Raw genomic sequence first — 20,992 nt, forward strand, 5'->3', positions numbered from 1 at the left:
AGTCGCCCGATTTCATTTTCACGACGCTTTTTTGGTTTTTTTCGCCGCTGTCGTCTTGCTCGCGGCTTTCTTCGCCGGTTTGGCCGGTGATTTCCCGCCGAGACTGCGTTTGAGCAGTTCGGTCAAGTCGATAACATCAGCCGACTTGCGCTCTTCTTCGCCGTCAACGGTCTCAACGTCCTCGATCTTGCCCTCATGGGCCTTTTTGTCCACCAAGGCCATGATCTTGTCTTCGAATTCGTCGGTGTAATCTTCGGGCTTCCAGTCGGCGCTCATGTCTTCAACGAGTCGTTTGGCCATGTCCAGCTCGGCTTTCGCCAATTGCGGCTTGGTCACTTCGCTGCCGAGCGCCAGTTCGTCCAGGCTGCGTACTTCCTGCGGCCAGCGCAGTTTCACCAGCACCAGTGCCGACTCCAGTGGCATCAACGCCGCCAGATACTGACGCGTGTGTAACACCACACGGGCGAGGGCGACTTTCTTGGTTTTGCTCAGGGTTTCGCGCAGCAACGCGTAAACCTTGCCGCCGCGTTTGTCCGGGGCCAGGTAGTAGGGCGTGTCGATGTTCTGCAGCGGGATCTGTTCACTGTCGACGAAGGCAAAGATGTCGATGGTCTGGGTCGAGACCGGGTGGGCCGAACGGATTTCTTCCTCGCTGAGCACGACATAGCGGCCTTTTTCGAACTGCACGCCTTTGACGATGTGCTCCTTTGTCACTTCTTTCCCGGTGACCTTGTTGACCCGTTTATAGCCGACCGGGTCCATGCTGCGACTGTCCAGCCAGTCGAAGTCCACGCCCTGGGACGAGGTGGCCGAGACCAGCGCCACGGGGATGTGCACCAGACCGAAACTGATTGCGCCTTTCCAGATTGCCCGAGCCATAGTGCCGTTCTCCGAGTGATGTTCGGGTGACCCGTCGGCATGCGTGAAAGTTTCCGCTGCCAGCCGACGGGCAACTGGTCAAACGGTGTTACACCTTGTTTAGCGATGACGGGTTAACAAATCCGAACCCTCGGCGTAGCGTGGACTCGAAGGCTCTATTCCACGTGCATCGAGAGAGGCCGTCCATGAACCGTTTTCTGCTTGGCATCGCATTGCTGGCCCTCAGTGGCGGGCTGGTTCACGCCGATGCCCTGTTGCTGGCGCAAAGTCCGACCGGCAACAGCAGCAATCCCTACAACAGCCCGATTCACCGGGCCAATCCCAACAGCATGCAGGGCACGCAGCCCGCCAATCCGGTGATCCGCGGGCCGAGTACGGTGCCAGCGCCTCGCCAACCCACCGTCGAGAACGGCGGCATCGGCAATGGCCAGCCGCTACGTTCGGTGCCGAGTACACCGCCGAAATTCATTCCCAACCCTCCCGCCCGTGACGGCGACAGCAACCGTTGAATGGCAGAGCCGCTTCTGTCAGCCCTTCAAACGAACAAAAGGAATCGTGCATGTTGCGTAAAACCCTTTTAGCCGGCCTGTGTGCCGGCGCTGTTATCTGCAGCCCGGCATACGCCGCTGCCTCCAAGGAATTGCAAAGCGAGCAGGGCACCCTTGAAGTCACGACGATTACCCAGGGGCTTGCGCACCCATGGGCGCTCGCGTTCCTGCCGGACCGCCAGGGCATGCTGGTGACCGAGCGTCCGGGCAATCTGCGGGTGGTGGGGGCTGACGGCAAACTGTCGGCGCCGATCGATGGCGTTCCCAAGGTCTGGGCCAAGGGGCAGGGCGGGTTGCTGGATGTGGTGCTGTCGCCGGACTTCAAACAGGATCGGCTGGTGTACCTGTCTTACGCTGAGGGTGGTGGTGCCGGTGACAAGGCAGGAACTGCGGTGGGGCGCGGGCGCCTGTCGGACGACCTGAAATCCCTGAAGGACTTCAAGGTGATTTTCCGTCAGGAACCGAAGCTGTCCGTTGGCAATCACTTCGGCTCGCGGCTGGTGTTCGACCGTGACGGCTACCTGTTCATCACCCTCGGCGAAAACAACGACCGCCCGACCGCCCAGGATTTGGACAAGTTGCAAGGCAAGGTCGTGCGGATCTACCCCGACGGCAAGGTGCCGGACGACAACCCGTTTGTCGGTCAGTCCGGTGTGCGCCCGGAGATCTGGTCCTACGGCCATCGCAACCCGCAGGGCGCAGCACTCAATCCATGGACCGGCACATTGTGGGAAAACGAACACGGCCCGCGCGGGGGCGATGAGGTGAACATCATCGAGCGCGGCAAGAACTACGGCTGGCCGCTGGCAACCCACGGCATCAACTACTCGATGCAACCCATCCCGGAAGCCCAGGGTAAAACCGTCGAAGGCACCGTCGCCCCGCACCATGTCTGGGAAAAATCACCGGGTGTCACCGGCATGGCGTTCTACGACGGCGACCGTTTCAAACCCTGGCAGCACAACGTGTTCATCGGGGCGCTGGTCACTCAGGAACTGATCCGTCTGCAGTTCGACGGTGACAAGGTTGTGCATGAAGAGCGTTTGCTGGGCGATCTGAAACAACGGATCCGTGATGTGCGCCAAGGGCCGGACGGCTATCTGTATCTGCTGACAGATGAGTCCGACGGTGCGCTGTACAAGGTCGGACTCAAATGAACGCCTCATGCGGGTGAGCGGGCGTAGAGCACCACCGCAGCCCGCAACTTGCCCCGCCCGAACCGGCACATTTTTTCGAACTCCCCATGGCTGACCGGCACGTGCTGGCAATCCATGGGCTGGCGGTGCTGGCTGTGATCGACATCCGGGTCGTGCAGGTAGACGAAATCCTCGTCGCAATCGGTGACGATCACCCAGTGTGGGGATTTTGAGCGGGTCAGCCGATAGCTGCTGATCAGCACCAAAGGCTGCCCGCCGGCGTTCAGCAGGCGGGGCAAATCCAGTGTCGTGCCGATGATCTGATCAACGTCGGTGTCGTCCAGCTGTGACATGAACTCGTCATGCACCAGGCGCATGACGTCTTTTTTATGCGTGTCGCGCACGCCGTCGAGAAACAGTGGCCCGGTCATGCTCAGTTGCAATCGCACGCGAAACCCTCGGCGCCATGCGGCCAACGCCAGGCCTTGAGGGCTGCAACCGCCATGGCCGGCGGTCATGAACACGGTGGTCGCTTCGCGCCAGAGCTGCAGTTCTTCGCGGCGCTCCAGCGGTCGTTCAGCCTGCAAGGCGCCCATGGCCATCAACAGGCACGCCGGCCCGCAGGTGAAGTCGGTGGTCTGTCGGTAATAGGGCACCTTGATGCTGCGCGAATCGTGGTGTTGCAGGATGCGCTTTTCCAGGCGCAAAGCGTCCGCATGGTCTTCGTAGTAGTCGTGAATCAGTGCAAAGCGCCGATAGCCACTGCGTTCGTACAGCGCGATGGCGGTCGGGTTGTCAGTGCGCACCTCCAGCCGCAGGTAAGCGCAGTCATGCTCAAGCGCGCAGGCTTCGATGCGCTGGAGCAATTGTTTGCCCAGGCCACCACCCCGGGCTTCGGGGGAAATGGCGATGGAATACAGGCGCGCAAGCGACGTGCCGCGATGGAACAGCACCAGCGCATAACCCAGCAGATGACCCTCGCGCTCGGCCACCAGCAACTGGCCGTGGGCCCGGGTAATCATCCATTGAAAGCTGCGGCGGGTAAGCCGGTCCGTGGTGAAACAGTGCATTTCCAGCGCCAGCAGCGCCGCTAAATCATCAACTGTCGCCAAGCGAAAAACAGTGTTCATATGACCGCCGTAAAAGTTGCGTAACGAAACGGGACTTTCGAAAAAGTTCGTGCTTAATAGAAAAGGTCTTGTTCTCCAACGGATCAATTTCTATGTCAGCGGTACAGGGTCATTGGCGCGAAGTATCCAGTCAAAGTTTGCCACCGGCAACTTATTTAAAACCGCAAATCAGAACTTCCAGTCAAGTGTTGATCATCGTCGAACGCAAGGAAGACTGGGCCTCGTACTTTCCCAGTGAAGACATCCTCACGGCCCAGGAATACCTCGAGCAACCGCCCGACAGTGAGCCGGGAAAACGGGTGCAGGTGATCAACCTGTGCCGCAGCTACAAGTATCTGGGGCACGGCTACTACTGCTCTTTGCTGGCCGAAGCCCGGGGGCACAAGGTGATTCCGTCGGTACGAACCATCAGCGAACTGACCCGTAAATCGCTCTATGGCCTGGCGCTGGATGACCTCGATAAAACCTTGGAAAAGGCCCTCAGTCATCATCTCTACAGCGACACCGAAGGGTTTACGCTGACACTTTATTTCGGCAGAACCCATATCGAACCGTTGCAGGATCTGGCCCGTCAATTGTTTGAAGTGTTTCCGTGCCCGATCCTGTTAGTTGAGTTCCGTAGAACTAACGGCTGGCACATCGAAGGTATCAAGTCCGGTGCCCTGCACAAGTTGCGCGACGACCAGGAAGACCAGTTTGCCAATGCCCTGGACGGCTTCAGCCGCAAGATCTGGCGTGTACCGCGTTCGCCGCAAGTGGCGCGTTATGACTTGGCGATCCTGCACGATCCGCAGGAAGCGTTGCCGCCGTCCAACGCCCGGGCGCTGGAAAACTTCGTGCGCGTCGGCAAAGGCATGGGCATCGATGTCGAACTCATCGAGCGCAAGGACTACGCAAGGCTGGCCGAGTACGACGGCTTGCTGATCCGCGAAACCACCAGCGTCGACAACCACACTTACCGCTTCGCCAAGAAAGCCGAAAGCGAAGGGCTGGTGGTGATGGATGACCCGACCTCGATCCTGCGCTGCACCAACAAGGTCTATCTCACTGATTTGCTCAACAGCCACCAACTGGGTATGCCGGCCACGGAAATTCTCTACAAGGAACGACCGGAAGACTTCGAGCGGGTCGGCGAACGCCTGGGTTTCCCGTTGGTGCTGAAGATTCCCGATGGCTGCTTCTCTCGGGGGGTGATCAAGGTCGAGAGCCAGCAGGCCCTGCTGGAAGCCACCGCCGAACTGTTCGAACACTCGGTGCTGTTGCTGGCTCAGGAATTTTTCTACACCGAATACGACTGGCGTATCGGCGTGCTCAACCGCAAACCGATCTTTGCCTGCCAGTACTTCATGTCCAAGGGCCATTGGCAGATCTACAACCACAAGGCCAAGGGCCAGGACGTCAACGGCGAATGCCGCACGCTGGCGATCCACGAAGCGCCGCGTGCGGTGGTGGAGCTGGCAGTAAAGACCGCCAACCTGATCGGCGACGGCTTGTACGGCGTCGACCTGAAACAGGCCGGCGACAAGGTTGTGGTCATCGAGGTCAACGACAACCCGAACCTCGACGCCGGCATCGAAGATGCCTATTTGCAGGACGATCTGTATTCGCTGGTGCTGGAGGAGTTCGTGAGGCGCCTGGAACTCAAACGTCGCGGCCAGGCTTGGTGACCGCTCGATGATCAACAGCTTTGCACTGAGCCACGGCGCGTTGCAGCGGGTCGAACGGCTGGACGCCGAGGTGATGCTGTTCAGTGACCCCGACGCGGCTGAACGCGATCTGCTCCACAGTCACTTCAAACTGGATGAGCATGCGCTGGCCTCTGCGCTGGACCCGGACGAGGTGTCGCGGATTGAATTCCATCCTGATCATCTGTTCCTGATCTGGAAGCGCCCGGAGAACTACTCCGGCGGCGGCAGCCTGGCGTTCGAGGTGTCGTCCTGCGGTTTGCTGTTTTCGCCGGGGCAGTTGCTGGTGATCGCCACCGACGACACGCCGCTGCACGGTCTCGGCACACGCCAACCATTGACCACGCCGCTGGATGTGTTGCTGGACCTGCTGTTCAACAACATCCATCACTACCTCGGGCACCTGAAGGTGATCAAACTGGTCGCCCGGGAGTTGCAGCAGAAATTCAACGCCTCGATGCAGAACCAGCATCTGGTGCAGATGTTCAACCTCAGCGAAAGCCTGATCTATTACATCAACGCGCTGCACAGCAATGGCGCGGTACTGACGCGGCTGCGCAATCACGCCGAAAAACAGCATTTCGGCAGCGAAGCCCTTGGCCTGATCGACGACCTGATCATCGAAAACAACCAGTGCTACAAGCAGGCGGAAATCTATTCGACGGTGTTCTCCGGGCTGATCGACGCCCGGGGCAACCTGATGAACAACAGCATGAACAACCTGCTGCGCAAGCTGACGCTGATCAACGTGGTGTTCCTGCCGCTCAACCTGATTGCGAGCATTGGCGGCATGTCGGAATTCAGCATGATGACCGCCGGCACGCCGTGGTGGGTGTCGTACCCGTTGTTCCTCGCGGCGATGCTGCTGGGGGCGAGCGGGATGCTGTTCGGGCTCAGGCGTCTGGCGAACTGACGGCGGCCGGGCGTTTGCGATCCTGCAGGCCCCGTACCACCAGGTACAACAGCGGCCCGACCGAAACAAACACTGCTGTCAGCAACAGATACGGCACCACCGACCAAACCGACTGCCCGCGCTTGCGCGCATCCTTGTACATCCAGATGCCGGCCAGGGTCGCCAGCAGATAAAGATCGATCACCACCTGTGCGGTGTCTGGCCGCGACATCAGACTGATGCCGAAATCGATCAGCGATTGTTCGGCTTGCAGCATCACGCTAACGGTGTAGCCGCTGAACGCGATCAAAGCAGTGAGGGGCAGGGCGATGGACATCATGTACTCCTTCCTTGGTCAGATGAGCGGCCAGCCTACAGACCCAACGCAAAAATCGCCATTGACTTGTCAGCAACGCCCGAGCTAATTTCGGGACCATGACTTCCACCGTATTGCGCTGCCAGCCAAGCATTATTACCGCCATTCCTCATTTGGCGGGCTAGCTCACGACTGCAGCACCCAACCCGCCCTAGAGGCGGGTTTTTACTTTCTGTCTCCGGGGTTCTGAATAAAAAGTCAGGAGACGACCATGCGCCACAGCCCCGACCAGCAAGCCTTGCTTGAGCAATACGTGAAAAAGATCCTCGCCGCGCCGGTTTATGAACTGGCGGTGTGCACGCCGCTGCAATCCGCGCCGGCACTGTCAGAAGCGCTGGGCAACCGGATCCTGCTCAAGCGTGAGGACCTGCAACCGACGTTCTCCTTCAAGATTCGCGGTGCCTTCAACAAACTGGTGCAATTGAGCGACGCGCAGAAGGCTCGGGGCGTGATCACTGCGTCGGCGGGCAATCACGCTCAAGGCGTAGCGCTGGCGGCCCGTGAGCTGGGGATTGCGGCGACGATCGTGATGCCAGCGACCACGCCTGAGTTGAAAGTACTGGGCGTCAGCAGTCGCGGTGCTGAAGCGATACTGCATGGCGAAAGTTTTCCGTTTGCCCTGGCCCATGCGCTGCAACTGGCGCAGCAGACCGGACGAACGTTCGTCTCGCCGTTCGACGACCCCGATGTGATCGCCGGCCAGGGCACGGTTGCAATGGAAATCCTGCGTGAACATCAGGGCGCACTGGACGCGATCTTCGTCCCGGTGGGCGGTGGTGGTTTGATCGCCGGTATCGCGGCATATGTGAAATACCTGCGGCCGGAGGTGCGGATCATCGGCGTGGAGTCGGAGCACTCGGCCTGTCTGAAAGCTGCGTTGCAAGCAAATGAGCGGGTGGTGTTGCCCAGCGTCGGTACCTTCGCCGATGGCGTGGCAGTGGCGCAGATCGGCGCCTATGGGTTCGAGATCTGTCGCTTCTGCGTGGATGAAGTGATCACCGTCAGCAACGACGAACTCTGCGCAGCGATCAAGAATATCTACGACGATACCCGCTCGATCACCGAGCCTTCCGGCGCGTTGGCGGTCGCCGGTATCAAAAAATACGTGGCGCAGACCGGCGCACGGAATCAGACGCTGATCGCCATCGATTCCGGCGCCAACATCAATTTCGACAGTTTGCGCCACGTCGCCGAGCGCGCTGCGGCCGGCGACGTGGCCTAAGGATGTTCAGGGCAGCAGCGGGCGCAGGAAGCTGCGCTCGTAGCTGACGATGAACTTCTTTTCGACCAGATCGGCTACCAGCGCCGTGCTTTCCGGGTCGGTCAGTGCAATGTGGCGATAGCTTTCGTAATCCGCCAGGGACGGAAAACTGAACAGGCAGTAAGCGATGTTGCTCGCGCCTTCCGAGGGCAGAAAATAGCCGTGATGCGTCCCGCCCAGCCGTTCGACGATGCCCAGCCACGTCTTGGCGTAGGCTTCGAAGGCGTCGAGCTGGTAGGGATCAATCACGTATCTGACGTGGCAGGTAATCAATGCCGCTGCTCCTTGGCGAGTTACTCGGGGATGGCAGTGCCGACCTTGTCCGAAGCCGACCAGATGCGATAACGCACTTCGACGTCGGACGGTGCGTAAACCACGATCGGCAGTTTGCTGTTGTAACGCACGGTGAAGCCGTCACCGATCACCGGGACGAAGGCGCGCTTTTTCTGACTGCCGGGCGGGCAGGCCATCATCGTGCTCATCGGGCCGCTGACTTTTTCCAGGCGGTAAAACGGATACCCCCAGCCTTCGAGGTTTTTCTCTTCCAGGGTGCCGCCCAGGCGCTGGCGGTTGCAGTCCACCTCGAGGGTCTTGCCGGCGAGGATTTCGACTTTGAAGTTGTCTTCCTGGGCCTGCTGCGGCAGGTGAATGACCTGCCGGGTGAAGCCCGCTTCGGCTTTGGGGTAGGGCGCCGTGTCTTCGAGTTTTGCGGCGTGGGTGAGGGTGGACAGGCTGGCGAGCATCAGGCCGGCGGTCGCGTAAACAGTGAAATTTCCCATTGAAGCCTCCTGGCGGGTGTACGTTGGTAGACGGGCATTCTTACTGCCATGGGCGATGAATGCAAACCGCCAACCGCTTGCAAATTGCAGTGCCTGTACGATCGGATCTTGCATTTTGCAACTGGCCACTTGCCCGCATTTTCGCCAAGTCATTGATTTGGCAGGAGGTGAAATCGACCCGATGAAAGGCACGTTTTATGCGTTGATTTGGTGCGGCGCACCGAGTTTGTGCGCCTACACTCCAATGGGCATTTCGCAGTACAACCGCTTGCCATACCCAGGGATTCAGCGGGGATACACCCGTGGGGAGTCGTGGTAACGGTCATGTGAATACTTGATTGGCAGTCTCACAGTAAGGAGAGGGTTCGCCATGTTTCTGTCTGCCTTGGAACTACGCAATATCATTGAAAGCAGCTTTCTACCGAAACGCTGCCAGTGCACGCTGTCCCCGGATCTGTCGATGACCGTCAAGGTTTATGGCGATCACCGTACCGATCAGGTCGATCTGCTGGTGAGTGGCATCGATGCCAGTCATTTGAACAGCTGTCGCGAAATCAACGGCCTGATCGCCGGGTTGCGCTCCAATCTCGCGCAACACACGGCGACCCATCATTCAGTGCCGCGATCCAAAGTCGTTTAACCGACCGTTTCACCCAGTTCGACCGTCACGCGCCGGGCCTGCACGAAGCCAAGGCCCAGCGCGAACTCGACCAGCACCGCGAGCAGAATCCCGGGGCCGGCATGGCCGTTGAGCCATTCAGCGAACCCCAGCACCGCCAAGCCAAAACAGCCGACGATAAAGCCGTTGTTCATTGCATTGCGCGCGATCGACACCGGCGCGTTGCGCACCAGATAGAACATCACTCCCAACGCCGCGAACAGCACTGCCATGCGTCGTGCGACAAATCCTGCTGCCTCGGAGTATTCGATGCTCCAGATCGAAAGCAGCATTTGCGGCACGAGGCCCCAGGCCAGCGCCAGCAGAAAACACAGGGAAAAGGTGATGGTCGACAACGTGCGAAACGACAACTGCATGGCGAATCCTTGCGGCAGTGAGGAGGGGCCCCGAGGATAACCTTCGAGACCCTTGCCCGCCTACCGCAAAGCCGCAAATCAGAGCTTTCTGTCAGTTCTGGAAGTCGCAGGCGTCAGACATTTTCCGGTAAGTTATTTCTTCGGGTTTGCCTGACGTATCGATGTACTTCATGTCGGCATCGATCACTTTGCAAGCCTTGGTTGGCTGCTCGGTCATCGAGACCACTTTGGCCACATTCAAAGGCATGCCATAGGTGTACGGCACCGCTTTGGTCGTCGTGGTGTCATTGGCCTGGGCCAGCCCGGCAAACGCAGTGCAGGCGAGGACGGTGGTGAGGAGGAGCGGACGAATGTTCATGGAGAGACTCCCGTGCGAAGGAAAGAAAGCCCGGCGTGAAACACACCAGACCTGCCGCACTGGGCGTCAGCATCGGCTGAGAGCGTGCGGATGACTAGAGTCTTTGACCACGGCGTTAAGCGAGGGTTAACCCGGCTGAATGCCGGCTGTCTGACGGGGGATTGTTTCTTGGGGGATTCACGGCGCCTTCCTACAGGAACCGCTGCCTTGTCTGCTTCCGGCGATTGGAGGGGGGCGGTTATGGTTTTGGTGTCGCTGCAAAATCAGCGGCTCAGGTTTGGTCGCCTGATAACTCGACACATCTTGTGCCATCATTCGCGCCGCGGACATTCCTGTCTTCGGAGTACATTGCTGTGGCGGCTGTGTGCAGGGGCGCCTTCGGGCGAGCTGATCGGGTTTCTCAGTTGACCAAGCCTTGCATACAGTCCGCCTCCCATCGTTTGGTCACGGTGTCGGCGGGTCATTGAAGCCTATCGAGTAATTCCAATGCCAATACTGAAACTAAGCTCCGCCCGCTATCTCCCGCTCAACAGCGGCGTCACCGACAGCGCACCGCTGGTCATCGACACCGAAGCCAACCCCCAAGACATCTTCGAAGCCGCCGTCCAGCGCGTACGCGCCGCCGCCGACCTGCTCGAAACCCTGCATTGCCTGTGCTTCAAACACTCCGATGTCCAGGACATTCCCCACATCACCCATGCGCTGTACCTGCTGGCGCAGGATGGCAATGATTTGCTGCAGGTAGCCCAACAGAGAATGTTGAACTGGACCGCACCGGCCTGACATTTCGCCAGCGTTCAATGGGGGACGCGATGGTCCCCTGTTGAATTAAAACGTTCAAGCTACGGATAAGGTTTCAGCTCAATCAGCGATTCGCCTTGTGCGGTCGCAGGTAACGGCAACTCATCCGTTTCCAGATAGGCATCCGCCGGCCCGTAAATCAAATACTTGTGGTCGCTCTCATATCCAGCGTTCTCGAAAATGACTTGAGGGCCTTTCGAACCGCTCAATACCCAGCGAGGACGGTTCCTTTCGGCGAACTCCACGCGGTGAATCCGCCTGTCGTCCGTATCTCGAAAAAACAGGATGCCTTGTTGGTAGTTGGAGCTGAACTCGCCAGTGATCAGAAAGACATTCACGCCTTTGCCTGTGGGCACGCATTGCCAATCAACACGACTGCCGAAAGACGTATCGGCATCTGCATATAAGAATCTGGTTTCTTGCTCCTGACGGATTTTGTAAACGTGAGCGTCGGAGAGGGGGTGGCCCCGCAGCAAGGAAAGTCTGCTGTCGGGGCCTGCCAGATCGCACTCAGCCACCGTCGTGAACGATGGCTGAGCGGCAACGACATGAAGGCTTGAAGTGATGAGTCCAGCCGCAAAGACTGCGTTGAGCATCAAGCGGATTTCACCACCTGCTTCGGCGACACGACGGTGCCTGGCTTGTCGTTGGCGGCCGGGGCCGGAATGACGGGCGGCAAAATGGCGATCCCGGTGCCGGCACCCGGTGCACCGCCGGTATTGGCCTTCACCTCCGCACCGCTGATGGTCACGCCACCGGCATCGACCTTGACGAAGCTGCCGCCAGCCTTGGCCGTCAGCTCCATGCCGCCCTCGATCACGACTTTGTCGCCAGCGTGGTAGTGAATCTCCGTACCCGCTTCAACGAACTGCCCGGTGCCGACCTTCACGTGCTGGGTCACGCCTACGGTCAGGTGATCGTTGGCGCGCATTTCGCTCTTGCGGTCCAGGTGGGTGATGCGGTGTTCCTCGACCTTGAATTCGCTCAGGGTGTTGGCTTCAACGGTGTCGTGCCGCTCGTTGCCGACGCGGATCTTCTGGTCGTGCTCGATGTTTTCGTCCCAGTCGCGCTGGGCGTGGATGTAGATCTGCTCCACGCCTTTCTTGTCTTCGATGCGGAATTCGTTGTAGCCCTTGCCGCCCGGGGAACTCAGGGTCTTGAAGGTGCTGCGGGTCTTGTTTGCCGGCAGGTCGTAGGGGACGACGTTTTCCTTGTGGTACAGGCAGCCGGTGACCAGCGGCTGGTCCGGGTCGCCTTCAAGGAAGGTCACCAGCACTTCCATGCCGATGCGCGGGATGGCGATGCCGCCGTAGGCCGCGCCGGCCCAGCCGCTGGCGACGCGCAGCCAGCAGGTGGTCTTGTCGTCGGCCTGGCCTTCACGGTCCCAGTGGAATTGCACCTTCACGCGGCCGTACTGGTCGCAGTGGATTTCTTCGCCGCCGGGGCCGGTGACGATGGCGGTCTGGCTGCCGAGGACTTTCGGTTTCGGGTGTTCGAGGGCAGGGCGGTAGTGCGCGTCCCACGGGGTGGCCACGAAGCTGTTGCGGTAGCCCTGGTGGAAATCGCTCTTGTTGTCGGTGACGTCGCTGGTGACGTTCTCGCCCAGCACTTGCGGTTGCTTGCCTTCGTGGAAGACTTCCAGCAGCAGCCACATATCGTTCCATTCGGCGCGCGGGTGTTCGGCCAGGGTCAGGAAGTGGCCCGTGGTCAGGGTCGGTTCGTCACCTTTGCCTTCGGCGAGTTTGTAGTCGCTGCGATGGCGTTCCAGCGCTCGGGTCGAGAGGAACTTGCCGCGTTCACGGGTGGTGAAGCGGCCGGGATAGTCGTAGTCCTCAAGGTCCGGCATGAACGCAGATTTGGCTGCGCCTTCGGGCAGGATCTTCGGTTTTTCGAAATCGTAGTCGCGGCGGCTGACGCGGCTGGTGCGGGTTTCCAGGCGCAGGTTGAAGCGCTTGATCACCGGTTTGTCGGCGGTCATGCCGGAGTCTTGCTGGTAGTTCACCGGTTTCAGTTTGCGGAACACGGTCTGGTCGTCGCCGAACACCAGTTTGTGGCCGCTGCTGCTGTGCTGGAAGTGGAAGTGAATACCTTCCTCTTCGCACAGGCGCTGGATGAAATGCAGGTCGGATTCGTCGTACTGCACGCAGTACTCACGCTCCGGATACTCGGCGCCGAGCTGGAAACTGTAGGCGTCGGCCAGAATGCCGCGATCTTCCAGTACCTGGGCGATGATCTTCGGCACGGTCAGTTGCTGGAAGATCTGCTGGTCATGGTTGTGCCGCAGGTAGGCCAGTTGTGGCACCAGGCTGAGGCTGTAGCGGGTCAGGGTCTTGCCGGAATCGCCTTGCTCGATGCGATACACCAGGCCATGAATCTTGCCTTCGCCGGTGGCGCCGAAGGTCAGGCAGCCGGGCTTGTGCAGGAGTTCTTCGAGCTTGAGGTCAGGACGGGCGCTGACCAGTTCGAGGTCGAAACGGAACGGTTCGTTGAGGGCTTCGCGACCGGTGAAGCTGAGGACTTGCAGGTCGGCGGAAGCGCCTTCGAGCGTGAGGGTAATGTGGGTAGCGTTGGCGTCCAGCATGCCTTGTTTTCCGTCCTTTGGATTAGCGTGGGCGGATGGTGCAGGATTAAACGGCCTCGTTCAAGGCGCAAATGCCGTAGAAGCACAGCCCCGAAGGTATAGGGAAAACCCTTAGAGCCACGGTTTTATCCAGTAAAACCGGCACTTGGCGCTGCCAGTCCCAAGACTGTCACCTGATTTGGCGCTCAGGAACAATCAGTCAGTTTCAGACTAAAGTCGCCTGTAGCACGTCAAAGCCATCTGCCATCATGGGCGCTCACCCCCGCGTGTTCACTTCCTCCCGGTTCTTCACTGTGCCGGGACGGGAGCTATTTCTGGTTGTTTGCGCCCCCGCGCAATCGTTGTTCTGTTGGAGTTTTCAATGCGTCCCCCATTTCCCCTCATCACCCCGCGCCAGTCGCTTGGCTTCGGAGCCCTGGTGCTGTGCGCCGGTTTTACCGCACAGGCTCAGGCCGGCGGTTTCTTCGAAGACACCACGGCGAAGATCGAATCGCGCACGGTGTATTTCAACCGCGATTTCCGTGACGGGCACACCTCCAGTGATCAGGGCGCGTCCAAGCGCGAAGAGTCGGCTCAAGGCTTCATTCTCAATCTGCAATCGGGTTACACCGAAGGCACCGTGGGTTTCGGCATCGATGCGCTGGGCATGGCGGGCTTCCAGCTCGATTCCAGCCCTGACCGCAGTAACAGCGGCCTGCTGCCGTCCAGCGGCGACAACCCGCGCGGTTCGAAAGGTCAGTACGCGAAAATGGGCCTGACCGCCAAGGTGAAGGTTTCGGACACGGTGCTGAAGTACGGCGCGTTGCTGCCGGATCTGCCACTGCTCAAGTACAACGACGGCCGTCTGCTGCCGACCATGTTCAACGGCGCGATGCTGACCTCCAAAGAGGTGAAGGACCTGACCTTCATGGCCGCACGCCTGGACAAGTACACCGCCCGGGACTCGACCGATTCCCAGGACATCCGCGTGCACTGCAAGAACAAGCGCTATGCCTGCAACACCACCGCCGATCATTTCGACATGTACGGCTTCGACTACAAGATCAACGATCGCCTGACCGCGCAGTACCACTACGCCGAGCTGGAAGACATCTATCGCCAGCACTTCGTGGGTCTGTTGGCCAACCAGCCGCTGGGTGATGGTGTGCTGAAAGCGGATCTGCGTTTGCTGAAAAGCGCCGACAGCGGTGATGCCAAGGCCGGCTCCATCGACAACCGCGCCTTGAGCGGCATGCTGTCCTACGGCATCAGCGGCCACACCTTCAGCGCCGGCTGGCAGCGCATGAACGGCGACAACTCGATGCCGTACCTCGATGGCAGCAACCCGTACCTGGTGAACTACGTGCAGGTCAACGACTTCGCCGCTGCGCAGGAACGTTCCTGGCAGTTGCGTTACGACTACGACTTCAAGGCCATCGGCATCAACGGCCTGAGCTTCCTGACCCGTTACGTGAACGGCGATCACATCAAAGTGCCGGCCAGCGATCAGGAAGGCAAAGAGTGGGAACGCGACAGCGAGCTGAAGTACGTGATCCAGAGCGGCACGTTCAAGGACGTCAGCCTGCGTCTGCGTAACGCGACGTATCGGACGAACTACGAGAAGTTCGCCCGGGACGTGGATGAGACCCGGTTGATTGTGAGTTACAACTTTTCGGTGTTGTAACCCTCAGGCTGGCGGTGTCTGAACTGACGCCTTCGCGGGCAAGCCCGCTCCCACAAGGATTCAGGGTGACCACAATTTAGTGAGCACCCGGGAAACCTGTGGGAGCGAGCTTGCTCGCGAATGCGTCCTTAAGGGCTCCGAGGGTCAGAGCCAATGCCAGAACCGGCTCCAGAACCCGCGATTCAGATCATCCTTGCACGCCGCGTATTGCTGGCCGTACATGTCCGAACGGTTCTGCACCTTGCGCGCCACCGGCGGCAACCAAGCCTTGCTGGCATAAGTCTTCTGCCGGAAACCGCCCCAGCCCTCGTGGTAGTTGAGGTACTGGTTGTAGGCGTCGTACTTGTAAACGCCGTTGATCGACGTGGTCTTGTCCATGTACCAGCCGACAAAGTCGATGGCGTCATCGAAGTCTTCGCGGTCGGCGCCGTGGCGGCCGGTGCTTTTCTGGTAGTCGGCCCAGACTTCATCCTTGGCCTGCGCGTAACCCGCTGCGGTCGTGACGCGTCCCCACGGGATCACCCACAGCAGATACTTGCGCGGCGTCTTGGCGTCGTAGCGGTAGCCGGACTCCTGATACATGATCGCGAACGGCACCTGGATCGGTACGCCCCAGCGCTTTTGCGTGACTTGCGCCGCGTCGTACCAATCACTTTTCTCGCGGAAAATCTCGCAGAGGTTTTCCGGCGAACGCGGCGGCGATGTTCCGCAACCGGTCAGCAATGCCGCCAATACCAAAAGTCCAGCCGTGCGCCCCGAATTCAAAAGCCGTCATCCCGTCGTGCAAAAAAGGGCGCCAGTCTACGCGGTCAGGTCAACTGGTGGCGATAAGGCAAATCCGGACCTGTCTTGCTGCACGTCAGGGCGGCCGCCTGTACGGCAAACCTGAGCATGGCGTCGATCTGCTCGCGTTGCAGATGCTGTACGCCGTCCACCGAATCCAGTTCGTGTTCGGTCAGCCAGGTGATCAACGCGGCCTGGAAGGTATCGCCGGCGCCGACGGTATCGGCGATTTTTACCGAGCTTGCCGGCACCGACCAGGAGCCGTGAGCACGGCTGAACACGGTCGCGCCTTCACCGCCACGGGTCAGGAACACCACCTGACAGCGATGCAGCAGCCAGCCTTCGATGACCCGCTGCGGATCCTGCTCGGGATACAACAGGCTCAAGTCCTCGTCGCTGACCTTGATCAAATCCGCCAGCTCTACCAGCGTGGCGATCCGCTCGCGCCACAACTCGATGTTCGGTTCGGGATTGAGGCGCACGTTCGGGTCGAGGCTGATCAGGCGTTTGCCGCTTTCGCGCTGAATCAGAGCGAGCAGGGTATCAGCCACCGGTTGCACCACCAACGAGAAGGAACCGAAGTGCAAGCCGCGCACTTCTGGACCCAGCGCGGGAAGATGCGCCAGGCTCAACTGTCGGTCAGCGCAGCCTTCGCCCCGGAAGCTGTAATGCGGCGAGCCATTGGCGCCCACCGCGACCATCGCCAGCGTGGTCGGTGCGGCGAAGTCCACCAGATAATCCGGGCGTACGCCTTCATCCTGCAGCACTTGCTGCAAGCGCCGGCCGAGGTAATCGGTGGACAACCCGGCGAACAGCGCCGAGTCCACGCCCAGACGACGCAAACCCACCGCCACGTTGAACGGCGAGCCACCGGCAATCGCCTTGAAATTGACTTTCGACGCCTGCCCGCCGGCATCGTCTTCGCTGAAGAAATCGAACAGCGCTTCGCCACACACCAGGTACATAGTTGTTTGCTCTTTATAAGGTTGCGACATGCAGTCGATAGCGTTCATAGGCCTGCTGGAAGGCTGCGACATTCGCGGCAACCGGCAGGGTTTCACTGTTCAGGTCGAGCTTCACGCAGCGTTCGCACAGGTCGGCCAGGGTGTCTTCGTGGCCGTTGGACCACGACTTGCACCACGCCGCCTGAATCGCCGCGCCGAGGGCGGCGGCTTCGCTTTGCTCGGTGCAGATCACCGGGGTGTTCATGATGTCGGCGACGATCTGCCGCCACACCGCACTTTTCGAGCCGCCGCCGATCAGGCAAATGCTGCGGCTTTGTAAACCATTCTGGCGCAACAGATCCAGTCCGAACCGCAGGCCGAAGGTGGTGCCCTCAACTGCAGCGCGGCACAGATTGGCTTGCGTCAGGTTATCGATAGTCAGGCCATGCAGGCTGCCGGTGGCATGGGGCAGGGGAGGCACGCGTTCGCCGTTGAGAAACGGCAGCATGCTTACGCCTTCTGCGCCAATCGGGGCCAGGGCAACCAAGGCATTGAAAGCGTCGAGATCGAGCTCGAACAGTTCGCGAATCGCCCCGGTGGCGTTGGTCAGGTTCATGGTGCAGATCAACGGCAACCAGCCGCCGCTCGACGAGCAGAAGGTCGCGACCGAAGCATCCGGGCTGACTTTTGGGGCTTCAGCGTAGGCGTACACCGTGCCGGAAGAACCGAGGCTCATGGTGATCGCCCCCGGCTGAATATTGCCGGTGCCGATGGCGCCCATCATGTTGTCGCCGCCACCGCTGGACACCAGCGCGTTGGGGTTGAGACCGAGGTGTTCGGCAATCGCCGGCAGGATCGTGCCGACCGCTTGATGGGCGTCGATCAACTCTGGCAGCGCCGCTTGCAGGCGGCCGCTGGCATCGATGTCGCGCAGCAGTTGCAGATCCCATTGGCGGGTGCGCACGTTGAAGTAACCGGTGCCGGATGCGTCGCCGTATTCGCTGCAGCTCCGGCCGGTGAGCCAGAAGTTCAGGTAATCGTGGGGCAGCAGGATTTTGGCGATTCGTGAGAAAACGGCGGGGTGTTGTTCTTTGGTCCATAGCAGTTTGGACACGGTGTAGCCCGGCGCAATCACCACGCCGAGGCGTTCCAGCGAGCCTTTTTCGCCGCCCAGCCAAGTCAGCAGACGGTCGTTTTCCGCCGTGGTTTCGGTGTCGCACCAGAGCTTGGCCGGGCGCAGGACCTGGCCCTGATCGTCGAGCAGCACCAGACCGTGTTGCTGGCCGGAAACGCCGATGCCGAGGATCGACTGGCCGTCGACATTTGCTGCCAGCAACGCACGCCGGGCGGCGAGGGCGAAGGCCTCCAGCCATTGCGCGGTGTCCTGTTCGCGACGGCCGTTGGCGCCGCTGATCATCGTGTGGGCGGCGGCGCCCTGGCCCAACACCTGACCGCTGGTGGCGTCGAGGATGATGGCTTTGGTGCCTTGGGTGCCGCAGTCGATGCCGAGGAAGAGTTGTCGGGTTGTCATGAGTGCTTCACCCGTCAGGACAGAATGCTTTCCAGCGTCCGCGTCACACCTTCTTCACGCAAGCTGTTCAGACACCACTCAAACGCCGCCACAAACTCCGCCGAACGCGGTATCGCCGTACCGAAAATCTCCTCAACCCCCAACAACCGCTCAGTGATCAAGGCATCCTCCGCCACCAACGCCTGACAAAACGCCGCCCGAGGATCCGGAATCGAGTAAGTGTCGCCATTCTCGTCCACGCCCTTCAGATAAAGCGCCCACGCCGCCACCACCAGCGCCGCCCGTTTGGTCTCTTGCCCATCGGCAATCAACCGATTGATTGTCGGAACAGTGAACTTGGGAAACTTCGACGAACCATCCGAACACACTCGCTCCAGCTGATCGGCAATCGCCTGATTGGAGAACCGTGCCACCAGCGTGTTCTTGTAGTCGGTGAGGTCGATGCCCGGCACCGGCGCCAGTTGCGGGGTCACGTCCAGGTCCATGTAGGCGCGCATGTAGCGCACGAACAACGGGTCGTTCATGGTGTCGTGGACGAAACGATATCCCTTCAAAAAGCCCAGATAGGTCAGCGCCAGATGGCTGCCGTTGAGCAGTTTGATCTTCATCTCTTCGTAGGGTGAAACGTCGTCGGTAAATTGCACGCCGACCTTTTCCCAGGCCGGGCGGCCGTTGACGAATTTGTCTTCCAGCACCCACTGCACAAACGGCTCGCAGACCACCGGCCAGGCGTCGTCGACGGCGTGTTTGTCCGCCAGTTGCAGGCGATGCGCGGTGCTGGTCATCGGCGTGATGCGGTCGACCATGGCGTTGGGGAAGCTGACGTTGGCGTCGATCCAGTCGCGCAGGTCAGGGTCCAGCAGCGCAGTGAACGACAGCAGTGCCTTGCGGGTGACGGCGCCGTTGTGCGGCAGGTTATCGCAGGACATCACGGTGAACGCCGGAATGCCCACCTTGCGTCGCTTGGCCAGCGCTGCACAAAGGAAGCCGAACACGGTCTGTGGCTGTTGCGGGTAGGTCAGGTCGTGCTGAATCTGCGGCAGATGCGCCATGAATTCGCCGTTGCTGTCATCGATGCAATAACCGCCTTCGGTGATGGTCAGCGAGACGATGCGAATCTGCGGATCGGCGAGTTTGTCGATCAGCACCTGGGCGCTGTCGCTAGCCAGCAGCATGTCGCGGATGGCGCCAATGACGCGGACTTCGGTGTCATCGCTATCGCCGAGTTCGAACAGGGTGAACAGATAGTTCTGCTCCTTGAGATCGTCCCGGGCACGGCGGTCTTCGGCGCGCAGGCCGACGCCGCAAATGGCCCAGTCCAGCGCTTCGCCGGTGTTCATCAACGCATCGGTGTAATACGCCTGATGCGCACGGTGGAAACCGCCGACGCCGATGTGGGCGATGCCCTGGCGGGTGTCGCTGAGGCTGTAGGCCGGCAGTTTCACTTCGGCGGCGAGGCGGTTGAGGTTTTGCTGGTTCAGTTTCATCGGGTCAGTCTCGAAATCAGGCGGCGGCGCGCAACGGGCGTGTCAGTGCCACGCCGTCGGCATCGAACAGATGGCAGTGGGCGGCGTCGAGGTGCAGGTTCAGTTGTTCGCCGTAACGGCTCGCCAGATCACCGCGCACGCGCATGGTCAGGGCTTCGCCGGCATTGGTCTTGACGTGGCAGAAGGTGTCGCTGCCCAGCCGTTCGCTGACGTCGGCGGTGACTTGCAGGGTGCAGTCGCCCGGTTGCGCCAGCTCCAGATGTTCCGGACGAATGCCCAGGGTCACGGCGCTGCCGACGCTCAGGTTCGCCGCGTTGAACGGCAGAGTAATGCGGGTGCCGGCGTCCAGCGAGACTTCGCAGCTCGGGCCGTCGATCCGGGCGATCTTGCCCTTGAGGAAGCCCATTTTCGGCGTGCCGAGGAATCCGGCGACGAACAGGTTGGCGGGGTTGTGATACAGCTCCAGCGGCGAGCCGACCTGCTCGATCTTGCCGCCATTGAGCACCACCACCTTGTCGGCCATGGTCATGGCTTCGACCTGATCGTGGGTCACGTAGATCATCGTTGCCTTGAGGTCCTTGTGCAGGCGCAGCAGTTCCAGGCGCATCTGTACCCGCAGGGCGGCGTCGAGGTTGGACAGTGGTTCGTCGAACAGGAAGATTTTCGGGTTGCGCACGATCGCCCGGCCGATGGCCACACGCTGACGCTGGCCGCCGGACAACTGCTTTGGCTTGCGCTCTAGCATCGGGCCCAGTTCGAGAATGCGCGCCGCTTCGCCGACTTTTTTCTCGACTTCGGCTTTCGGTACGCCGGCCAGATCGAGGGCGAACGACATGTTTTTCTTCACGGTCATGTGCGGGTATAGCGCGTAGGTCTGGAACACCATCGCCAGGTCACGCTTGGCCGGGCTGACTTCGGTGATGTCGCGCCCGTCCAGTTCGATGGTGCCGCCGCTGACTTCTTCAAGGCCGGCGATCAGTCGCAGCAGGGTGGATTTGCCGCAGCCCGACGGGCCGACGAACACCACGAATTCCTTGTCGTTCACCTCAAGGTCGATGCCCTTGATGATGGAAAAACCTTCGAAGCCTTTTTGCAGATTCTTGATTTTCAGGTTGGCCATGGT

Annotated in this window: 21 protein-coding genes and 1 pseudogene; 8 read left to right on the forward strand and 14 right to left on the reverse strand. The window is 60.3% G+C overall.

Annotated elements, in window-relative coordinates:
- Positions 1-18: 18 nt before the first annotated feature.
- Positions 19-879 (reverse strand): Ku protein, encoded by an 861-nt coding sequence (locus M5B44_RS14455; protein ID WP_248739601.1) that lies wholly within the window; start codon positions 877-879, stop codon positions 19-21.
- Positions 880-1,064: 185 nt separating this feature from the next.
- On the opposite strand from M5B44_RS14455, the gene M5B44_RS14460 reads away from it, so the two are divergent.
- Together M5B44_RS14460 and M5B44_RS14465 are read left to right on the forward strand one after the other, a co-directional pair.
- Positions 1,065-1,388: a hypothetical protein gene (locus M5B44_RS14460; protein WP_248739602.1), complete on the forward strand. Its 324-nt coding sequence runs from the start codon at positions 1,065-1,067 to the stop codon at positions 1,386-1,388.
- Positions 1,389-1,438: 50 nt separating this feature from the next.
- Entirely contained in the window at positions 1,439-2,584 is a 1,146-nt protein-coding gene (locus tag M5B44_RS14465) for a PQQ-dependent sugar dehydrogenase (RefSeq protein WP_248739603.1), read from the forward strand.
- A gap of 5 nt (positions 2,585-2,589) precedes the next feature.
- On the opposite strand, the gene M5B44_RS14470 is transcribed toward M5B44_RS14465, so the two are convergent.
- On the reverse strand, positions 2,590-3,693 hold the full coding sequence (locus M5B44_RS14470; RefSeq protein ID WP_248739604.1) for a GNAT family N-acetyltransferase/peptidase C39 family protein: 1,104 nt from the start codon (positions 3,691-3,693) through the stop codon (positions 2,590-2,592).
- 92 nt (positions 3,694-3,785) lie between these two features.
- Between M5B44_RS14470 and M5B44_RS14475 the strand changes: the two genes are divergently transcribed.
- Both M5B44_RS14475 and M5B44_RS14480 read left to right on the forward strand, forming a co-directional pair.
- Positions 3,786-5,360, forward strand: coding sequence for a RimK family protein (locus M5B44_RS14475; RefSeq protein WP_007957450.1), 1,575 nt, complete (start codon positions 3,786-3,788; stop codon positions 5,358-5,360).
- Positions 5,361-5,367: 7 nt separating this feature from the next.
- The gene (locus M5B44_RS14480) at positions 5,368-6,291 is read left to right on the forward strand and encodes a magnesium transporter CorA family protein (protein WP_248739605.1); all 924 of its coding nucleotides are present in this window, start codon (positions 5,368-5,370) and stop codon (positions 6,289-6,291) included.
- Here the strand turns inward: M5B44_RS14480 and M5B44_RS14485 are convergent.
- Positions 6,272-6,610: a DUF2834 domain-containing protein gene (locus tag M5B44_RS14485; RefSeq protein ID WP_248739606.1), complete on the reverse strand. Its 339-nt coding sequence runs from the start codon at positions 6,608-6,610 to the stop codon at positions 6,272-6,274. The two genes, M5B44_RS14480 and M5B44_RS14485, sit on opposite strands and share 20 nt — an antisense overlap.
- 247 nt (positions 6,611-6,857) lie before the next feature.
- Here M5B44_RS14485 and ilvA point away from each other — a divergent pair.
- Positions 6,858-7,859, forward strand: a pseudogene (ilvA, locus tag M5B44_RS14490) (threonine ammonia-lyase, biosynthetic); the annotation flags it as partial.
- A gap of 15 nt (positions 7,860-7,874) precedes the next feature.
- Here the strand turns inward: ilvA and M5B44_RS14495 are convergent.
- On the reverse strand, positions 7,875-8,180 hold the full coding sequence (locus tag M5B44_RS14495) for an NIPSNAP family protein (protein WP_085703035.1): 306 nt from the start codon (positions 8,178-8,180) through the stop codon (positions 7,875-7,877).
- A gap of 20 nt (positions 8,181-8,200) precedes the next feature.
- The gene (gene eco, locus M5B44_RS14500; RefSeq protein WP_248739607.1) at positions 8,201-8,686 is read right to left on the reverse strand and encodes a serine protease inhibitor ecotin; all 486 of its coding nucleotides are present in this window, start codon (positions 8,684-8,686) and stop codon (positions 8,201-8,203) included.
- Positions 8,687-9,056: 370 nt separating this feature from the next.
- Between eco and M5B44_RS14505 the strand changes: the two genes are divergently transcribed.
- Positions 9,057-9,326, forward strand: coding sequence for a DUF1652 domain-containing protein (locus M5B44_RS14505; protein ID WP_085709758.1), 270 nt, complete (start codon positions 9,057-9,059; stop codon positions 9,324-9,326).
- Here M5B44_RS14505 and M5B44_RS14510 read toward each other — a convergent pair.
- Both M5B44_RS14510 and M5B44_RS14515 read right to left on the reverse strand, forming a co-directional pair.
- A complete protein-coding gene (locus M5B44_RS14510; protein ID WP_248739608.1) occupies positions 9,323-9,721 on the reverse strand; it encodes a hypothetical protein in 399 nt (132 codons plus the stop codon). The two genes, M5B44_RS14505 and M5B44_RS14510, sit on opposite strands and share 4 nt — an antisense overlap.
- A gap of 91 nt (positions 9,722-9,812) precedes the next feature.
- Positions 9,813-10,079 (reverse strand): DUF2790 domain-containing protein, encoded by a 267-nt coding sequence (locus M5B44_RS14515; protein ID WP_248739609.1) that lies wholly within the window; start codon positions 10,077-10,079, stop codon positions 9,813-9,815.
- Positions 10,080-10,565: 486 nt separating this feature from the next.
- Between M5B44_RS14515 and M5B44_RS14520 the strand changes: the two genes are divergently transcribed.
- Complete coding sequence (locus tag M5B44_RS14520) at positions 10,566-10,862, forward strand: hypothetical protein (protein ID WP_248739610.1); 297 nt, start codon at positions 10,566-10,568, stop codon at positions 10,860-10,862.
- 59 nt (positions 10,863-10,921) lie between these two features.
- On the opposite strand, the gene M5B44_RS14525 is transcribed toward M5B44_RS14520, so the two are convergent.
- Together M5B44_RS14525 and M5B44_RS14530 are read right to left on the reverse strand one after the other, a co-directional pair.
- Positions 10,922-11,476 carry a hypothetical protein gene (locus M5B44_RS14525; RefSeq protein ID WP_248739611.1) on the reverse strand — a complete coding sequence of 185 codons (555 nt, stop codon included), beginning with the start codon at positions 11,474-11,476 and terminating at the stop codon, positions 10,922-10,924.
- Complete coding sequence (locus M5B44_RS14530; protein ID WP_248739612.1) at positions 11,476-13,461, reverse strand: type VI secretion system tip protein VgrG; 1,986 nt, start codon at positions 13,459-13,461, stop codon at positions 11,476-11,478. The genes M5B44_RS14525 and M5B44_RS14530 overlap by 1 nt, the downstream gene beginning before the upstream one ends.
- A 361-nt stretch (positions 13,462-13,822) precedes the next feature.
- On the opposite strand from M5B44_RS14530, the gene M5B44_RS14535 reads away from it, so the two are divergent.
- Positions 13,823-15,124 carry an OprD family porin gene (locus M5B44_RS14535; protein ID WP_248739613.1) on the forward strand — a complete coding sequence of 434 codons (1,302 nt, stop codon included), beginning with the start codon at positions 13,823-13,825 and terminating at the stop codon, positions 15,122-15,124.
- Positions 15,125-15,268: 144 nt separating this feature from the next.
- Here M5B44_RS14535 and M5B44_RS14540 read toward each other — a convergent pair whose 3' ends face one another.
- The 5 genes from M5B44_RS14540 to M5B44_RS14560 are packed head-to-tail and all read right to left on the reverse strand — an operon-like array spanning position 15,269 to position 20,989.
- Positions 15,269-15,889, reverse strand: a complete 621-nt coding sequence (locus M5B44_RS14540) for a hypothetical protein (protein WP_248739614.1) — start codon at positions 15,887-15,889, stop codon at positions 15,269-15,271.
- A gap of 44 nt (positions 15,890-15,933) precedes the next feature.
- Entirely contained in the window at positions 15,934-16,872 is a 939-nt protein-coding gene (locus M5B44_RS14545) for a carbohydrate kinase family protein (protein ID WP_248739615.1), read from the reverse strand.
- Positions 16,873-16,885: 13 nt separating this feature from the next.
- A complete protein-coding gene (xylB, locus tag M5B44_RS14550) occupies positions 16,886-18,382 on the reverse strand; it encodes a xylulokinase (protein WP_248739616.1) in 1,497 nt (498 codons plus the stop codon).
- Between the two features lie 14 nt (positions 18,383-18,396).
- The gene (locus tag M5B44_RS14555; RefSeq protein ID WP_248739617.1) at positions 18,397-19,869 is read right to left on the reverse strand and encodes a mannitol dehydrogenase family protein; all 1,473 of its coding nucleotides are present in this window, start codon (positions 19,867-19,869) and stop codon (positions 18,397-18,399) included.
- Between the two features lie 16 nt (positions 19,870-19,885).
- A complete protein-coding gene (locus M5B44_RS14560) occupies positions 19,886-20,989 on the reverse strand; it encodes an ABC transporter ATP-binding protein (RefSeq protein ID WP_248739618.1) in 1,104 nt (367 codons plus the stop codon).
- Between the last annotated feature and the right edge of the window lie 3 nt (positions 20,990-20,992).

The organism is Pseudomonas sp. MWU12-2029 (genome assembly GCF_023242425.1).
Lineage (GTDB): Bacteria > Pseudomonadota > Gammaproteobacteria > Pseudomonadales > Pseudomonadaceae > Aquipseudomonas > Aquipseudomonas kribbensis.